Genomic DNA, 5,964 nt, shown 5'->3' on the forward strand with positions numbered 1-5,964 from the left:
TAAGCGCTCAGCTAAATAACTGCAAAATAATGGTCTGCAGAATTTCCTGCAGACCATTGTATATGCAGATCAGATTCTGCTGGCTTACAGCGGCTTGGCTGTTTCCAGGTCGTATCCAACACGCATATTTTTGGGGTTCTTATTGGTCTTGTCTGCGTGGTTGAGGTCGGCTTCGATTTTAGCGTAACTCAGGGATACAGACTCAGCCGGAGCGCCACCAGCGGAAGCTCCGATGCTGTAGGAGGAAATCAGGGTGTTTTCCAGTTTGTAAACAGCGTACTTCTCTACAGAGTTAGCACCGGTTTGTACTACGTGGATCTCAACGGTAACACCTTCGTCACCGGTTACAGAAGATTTGAACAGACCGCCAGAAGCAGCGTCGATGCGCTTGGTGAAGCTTACTTCGCTCAGGCTTGGACGAGAAGCTTCGCGGTTTGACATGGCGCCAGCTTCCATGGTAATACCGCGGCCAACGCCGAAGTTGAAGCTGTCAATTTCGATCCAGTCCTCGTAGCCGGAAGCAGTAACATTGCCTTTGATGGCTTTGTTGTTGTAGTTCATGTAGATAGCCATGGGATGTCCCTCATTAGTTGGCGTGTGATGTTGGTGGTTAATCCCTTACCACCGCGATTCGCAGTAGTTCAGGTGGTCGTCGCGGTGGCAACTGTGATGATTTAAACAAAGAGAAAGCTAAAAACAAACTAATTTTCGAGTTATTTAATCGACTCTGGCACTAATTTCGAGAGGCAATTTTATGCTGTTACGATTTATGCCTGTTTGCTCAAATTGACTCTGACACTAATTTAACATTGCTAAAAACTAACAAATCTCTAGCGGGGATAAATAAGTGGTTTGAGTCATGCATATTGATTGACAGTCAAATATCTATTTGAAAGCATTTACCGGTATTTTTTTGATAAGCTTGCTTTGTAATAATATGTAATTCAGTCTTAAATCGGAGCGATACTCAGTGTTTTCGGGGGCTGGATCAAAATAATAGTTTGATGGCGTGTTAAGGCAAATTTATTTGAATATTGGTTCATTGTTGCCACATAGGCTGTTCGATATACTTCGCACCCTACTTTATTGCCTTGCCCATTAGATCAATAACAAAGTTTTTGCGGATTTGGATGTGTCGTAATGGTTTCCCATGGAGGCGGAATTGAACGATAAGACGCGTATTGTTCGGCCGAGTGACACTCCGCCGGGCTCAGGCCAATCAACCAGTGGGCTGACAGAAGATGGTGATATCACCGTTGTTGTGCAGCAGGATAAGACTGGAGCAAATGATCACCCCCCTGTTAAAGGAGCCCAACCGGTAATCCCTTCGGCTGCTGCCAGCTTTAGCTCAGATGCTACTGTCTTTGCTCCTTCTCCTAATCCTAATCGGATGGGAAGTGGGGCTGGGGCTAATGAAGTTTTGGGTGGTGTTTCTGCTGATTCGGCAGTAATACCTGAACCCTTTGAAGCTTCCGGCTCAAATGCAGTGACTAAAACTGTAATCAAAGGTCGATTTGAGCTTGACAAACTCCTGGGTGTTGGGGGGATGGGGGCAGTTTACAAAGCCCTTGACCGCCGTAAATTGGAAGCCAGTGACAGCGAGCCCTATGTCGCTATCAAGCTGCTTAATGATGATTTCCAAAAGCATCCCGATGCTTTTATTTCTCTCCAGCGGGAAGCGCGTAAATCACAAACGCTTGCACACCCTAATATCGTAACGGTTTACGATTTTGACCGCGATGGAGATCGCGTGTTTATGACAATGGAGTTCCTTGAGGGTGCTCCATTGGACAAGTTGTTGCGCGACCATGCCGATGTTGGGTTGGAGCCCGAGCGTGCCCGCTCGGTATTTTGGGATATCTCCCAAGCCCTGATATATGCCCACTCCCATAAAATTGTTCACTCGGACTTTAAGCCAGGCAATATTTTTGTCACCAATAAGAAAGGTGCAAAAGTATTTGACTTCGGTATTGCCCGAGCTGTCTCTGAAGGCGGAATCGCCAACAAGGTTGGTGAAACTACCGTATTTGACGCAGGTACTCTCGGAGCTCTGACCCCTGCATATGCAAGCCTTGAAATGCTTAAAGGGGCAGAGCCGGCTCCGAGTGACGATGTTTTTGCACTTGGGTGTGTAGCCTACGAGCTGTTTTGCGGTCGTCACCCGTATGACAAGACACCAGCAGATAAGGCGCTAGAGCAGGGCCTGCGGCCCAAGCGAATCAAGGGGCTTAATCGTCGGCAGTGGAGAGCACTTGAATTAGCGCTTGAGCTGAAACGGGAAAATCGAACAAGTACAGTTGATAAATTTGTTCAGGCTTTCTTCGTCAGTCACGCTTGGAAGTGGGTTCTGGGAAGCGCGTTTGTACTGGTCTTAGGTGGGGCTGTAGTAGGTTACAGCCACTTGCAGCAACAGAACGCAGTGGAACAGGAGCGGGTCAGGGTTGAGCTGGAGCGCAAACATGAGCAGGAGTTGTTGGAGCGCCGTACTGCGGACAAAAAAGAGGCAATATCTAGGCTAATCGCACTGAGTATTCTGACTCCTGCCTGGGAAGAGGATCTCAGGCTTGAATTGGCAGAGTACGCTGAGTTGAACCCTGCTGATAAAGAGTTTCAAGATACTTCGCGTCGCCAGATATCAGAGCTATTTTTGGCAGCCGCTACAGGTCAATTGAATCTAGGCAATCTTGATCAGGCAGATGTAATGCTCAAGGGCGTGGCTAATTGGTATGGTGATTCCAGTGAAGCGGCGGCGATCAAATCGCAGCTAGCTGCAGATAGAGAAAGCTTGCGGGAGAGGCTAGAAGCTGAGCGAGTAGCAGCAGAACGAGAGGCTGAGCAGCTTCGTCTGGCTGAGGAGAGGGCCGAGCGCCGTCGTGTAGCCGCCGCTAAGCAAAAAGAAATTGATGCGGTGCTCGATGATATGGAGGTTGCACTGACTTGCAGCTTTGAAATGAGCGTTCCAGGTGTTGGTGCACAGCTTTCCCGGCTTGCGCGCCTTGATGCGGTAAAAGCGAGAAAAATTAGACCTGTCGTCGGCGCTGAGTTGGCGAAATGCGCGTCAACCTTGGGTGCGAGGGACCCAGTTCAAACGGAGTCCTTAGTCGATCAGTTCAGAGCTCTTGTACCTACTTATCAACCTTTGAAGGAGTTTCGCTTGGATTTCTGCGGCCACCTCCCGCCGGGCAGTGGTGGGCGAGGTGAGCGATACAGTTGTCGTGATCGCTTGGCAGATGGAACTCAAGGCCCGGCGATGGTCGTTATCAAGGGAGAAGGTGGGCGCCATTTGGCTGTAGGGAAATATGAGGTCAGTAATGGAGACCTCCAAATTTATTGTGACACCATTGGCGGTTGTGGGACATTGCAGCTGGGTTTATCAGCGTTGCCAGCAAATAATTTACCCATTGAGATAGCTGAGGCTTATCTGAACTGGTTGAGCGATGAAACCGGGTATAAATACCGCTTGCCCACTGAGCAGGAATGGTTCGCGGCTGCGAGTGCTAATGGGCAGGGTGAAGTTGCAGACCGCAACTGTCACTTGAAGTACGGGGGTATTGAAAAAGGTGCTGAGCTAGTACCGGTGAGCTCTGGTTCCGCAAACGGGTTTGGTCTGGTAAACCCTGTGGGGAATGTTCAAGAGTGGGTTCGTGGCACTGGCGAAGAGATAATGGCACTTGGCGGTAGCCGAGAGGACCCTATGAGTCGTTGTTTGGCAATAACCAAGAAACACCATACTGGCGAGCCAGATCGATTAACAGGGTTTCGTATTGTTAGGGATGTAAATTAATAATCTGTTTTTGACCGAGACTGAAATAAGTACACAACAGCTTGGCATACTGAAATTTCTTAAATTAATTGTCTGGGGGAAAAATGCTCGGGCTTAAAAAAAATAAGCTGGCATTCGCGGTGGCTGCTAGCTTTTTACTGTTTCAATGTCCTGGTTATGCTCAGGATGAAGGTTCGAGTTTTAGAAGTCAGGTTAGAGAGGCTTTTGATCAAGATACAGCCACAGTTAATGAGGCTGATGTAACTAAGGATTTTTTGCAGCGCACTTACGAAGCAAAAGCCCCTAATCTGGATACTGAAATTCCAGAAGTATCTCAAAGGAATCAAGGACCGCGAATTACAATCAAAAAATTTCAATTCCACCGTCTGGAAGAGTACCCAGAATTCGGTATTGATCGTGAAACGGTCGAGAAGATGGCTGAGGATCTGCGTATTAAGTTCATGAAGGAGGACAAAATCCTTTCTAGTGGCTATACAGTGGAGAATCTGGAAGAACTAGCAGTATTGCTGGATGGTATGGATGCCCAGTTCAATCCAGGCGGATTGGGTCCTTCGGAATTGCGAAAATTAATTAGTGTTATCGAAAAGCAAAATAAAGAACGTGGTATTAGTTATGCGGACCTTGAAGAAATAGCCGCGGAACTCACTAATTTCTATCGTCGCCAAGGCTTATTTCTTGCGCAAGTTCAAATTCCTGCACAGGAAGTTGAAAACGGTGTGGTTACTCTCACGGTTCAAGAAGGTTTGTTAGGGCAGGTTGTTGCGGAAGACAATAAGGGATATGCATTAGAGCAGTTAGCAGAGCCTTTTGAGGGGCAGCGAGGAAAATTAGTTAATCATGAGAGTATTGAGGAGGGGCTTTATCTACTAAATGACTTGCCGGGCTTAAATGTTACTGGCTATTTTAGTGCAGGAGAAAATCCAGGCGAAACACGGCTTAACTTAAAGGTTCGAGATGCAAAAGGTTGGAAAGCCACCTTCAGAACCGATAACCATGGCTCAGCTTACACAGGCGACCAACGTTTCTATACAACCATTGACTGGCTAAATCCCTTAGGGATCGGTGATGCTCTTTCCGTTGGATATTTAAAATCGACTAGCTTAACTAATTATGAATCAAATTTTGGTTCAGATTTGGGGCAGTTTAAGTATAGTTTTCCAATTTTTGGTCCCCGCACTCGAGTTCAATTCTCGGCTGCTCACAATGAATTTATTTTAAAAGACGTAGAAGACCCAGATAATACAGTAAATAAGCTGGATATACATGGTGATAACAAAAGTTATGCGATTACTTTAGATCATAAATTCCGAAGATCTAGGGATTTTAACCTTACCGGTTCTTTCAGTTTAACAGAGAAAAAGTCTAATCTTTTGGCCATCACTTCTTTTGATGAGCCGGGCGATCACGTATATGGTGGAGAGCTGGGCCTTTACTTTGATCATCTCTCTAGTGGTGTGATTCCCATGCTTAATATATTGAGTACAAATATTCAATATGGAGAGCATCGAAGAGAGCTAGAGGAGTCTCTGCAAGAGGACCGCGGTGATAATTTTGCTAAGTTTTCTTTGAGTGGCAGTTCCCTCCTGTTTTTACCTATGCCATTTAGCGATGATCAATCACGTCTGATACTCAAGGCCCGAGCACAATATAGTGATAGTGCTTTACCAGCTTTTGAACAGTTGTCGCTCGGTGGGGCCAATGGGGTGCGGGCGTTTGATGTAAGGGATTTTTCAGCTGATACCGCAGGACTATTATCTGCTGAATGGTATATGACTTTTCCAGATATGATAAATCCGATCCTATTTGATCAGCGTCTAAATGATATGTTTCAAATGGCGTTATTTACTGATTTTGGCTATGGCATCGTAAATAACTATAAAGAAGGCAAACAAGATGATTGGGCGAGATTTGCCGGTGGAGGTTTACTCTTTAAGTTTAACTGGAATGAATTTTTTGCCAGTAAACTATCGGTAGCCTGGCCGATTAAGACTGCCTCATCAATTGAAGGCACGGGGCTCGATATGGATGAGCCGACGGTATATGCGGATTTTTCTGTATTTTATAACTAATTAGTTAAAATTATTTATTAGCTGAAGTTGAGCAGGAGCTCTACGAAAGGTGCTGGTATGAAAAGCAATAAACATTCTCTGAAGTTAACTAAGCTGGCCTCAGCAATCAGA

3 protein-coding genes are annotated in these 5,964 nt (G+C 46.1%); 2 read left to right on the forward strand and 1 reads right to left on the reverse strand.

Translation table 11 applies throughout. From position 1 onward, the window contains the following. Positions 1-84: 84 nt before the first annotated feature. On the reverse strand, positions 85-573 hold the full coding sequence (locus ACJJIQ_RS21875; protein WP_413664127.1) for an Hcp family type VI secretion system effector: 489 nt from the start codon (positions 571-573) through the stop codon (positions 85-87). Positions 574-1,162: 589 nt separating this feature from the next. Here ACJJIQ_RS21875 and ACJJIQ_RS21880 point away from each other — a divergent pair. Both ACJJIQ_RS21880 and ACJJIQ_RS21885 read left to right on the forward strand, forming a co-directional pair. Then, the gene (locus ACJJIQ_RS21880) at positions 1,163-3,784 is read left to right on the forward strand and encodes a bifunctional serine/threonine-protein kinase/formylglycine-generating enzyme family protein (protein ID WP_445363033.1); all 2,622 of its coding nucleotides are present in this window, start codon (positions 1,163-1,165) and stop codon (positions 3,782-3,784) included. A gap of 83 nt (positions 3,785-3,867) precedes the next feature. Beyond that, positions 3,868-5,853 (forward strand): ShlB/FhaC/HecB family hemolysin secretion/activation protein, encoded by a 1,986-nt coding sequence (locus ACJJIQ_RS21885; protein ID WP_445363034.1) that lies wholly within the window; start codon positions 3,868-3,870, stop codon positions 5,851-5,853. Positions 5,854-5,964 lie beyond the last annotated feature (111 nt).

The sequence above is a fragment of the Microbulbifer maximicatervae (SeqCode) genome (genome assembly GCF_052468295.1).

Excerpts from the sequence above, each read along its gene's own strand:
- ACJJIQ_RS21885 (WP_445363034.1), top strand. The coding sequence starts at position 3,868 with ATGCTCGGGCTTAAAAAAAATAAGCTGGCATTCGCGGTGGCTGCTAGC.
- ACJJIQ_RS21875 (WP_413664127.1), bottom strand. The coding sequence starts at position 573 with ATGGCTATCTACATGAACTACAACAACAAAGCCATCAAAGGCAATGTT.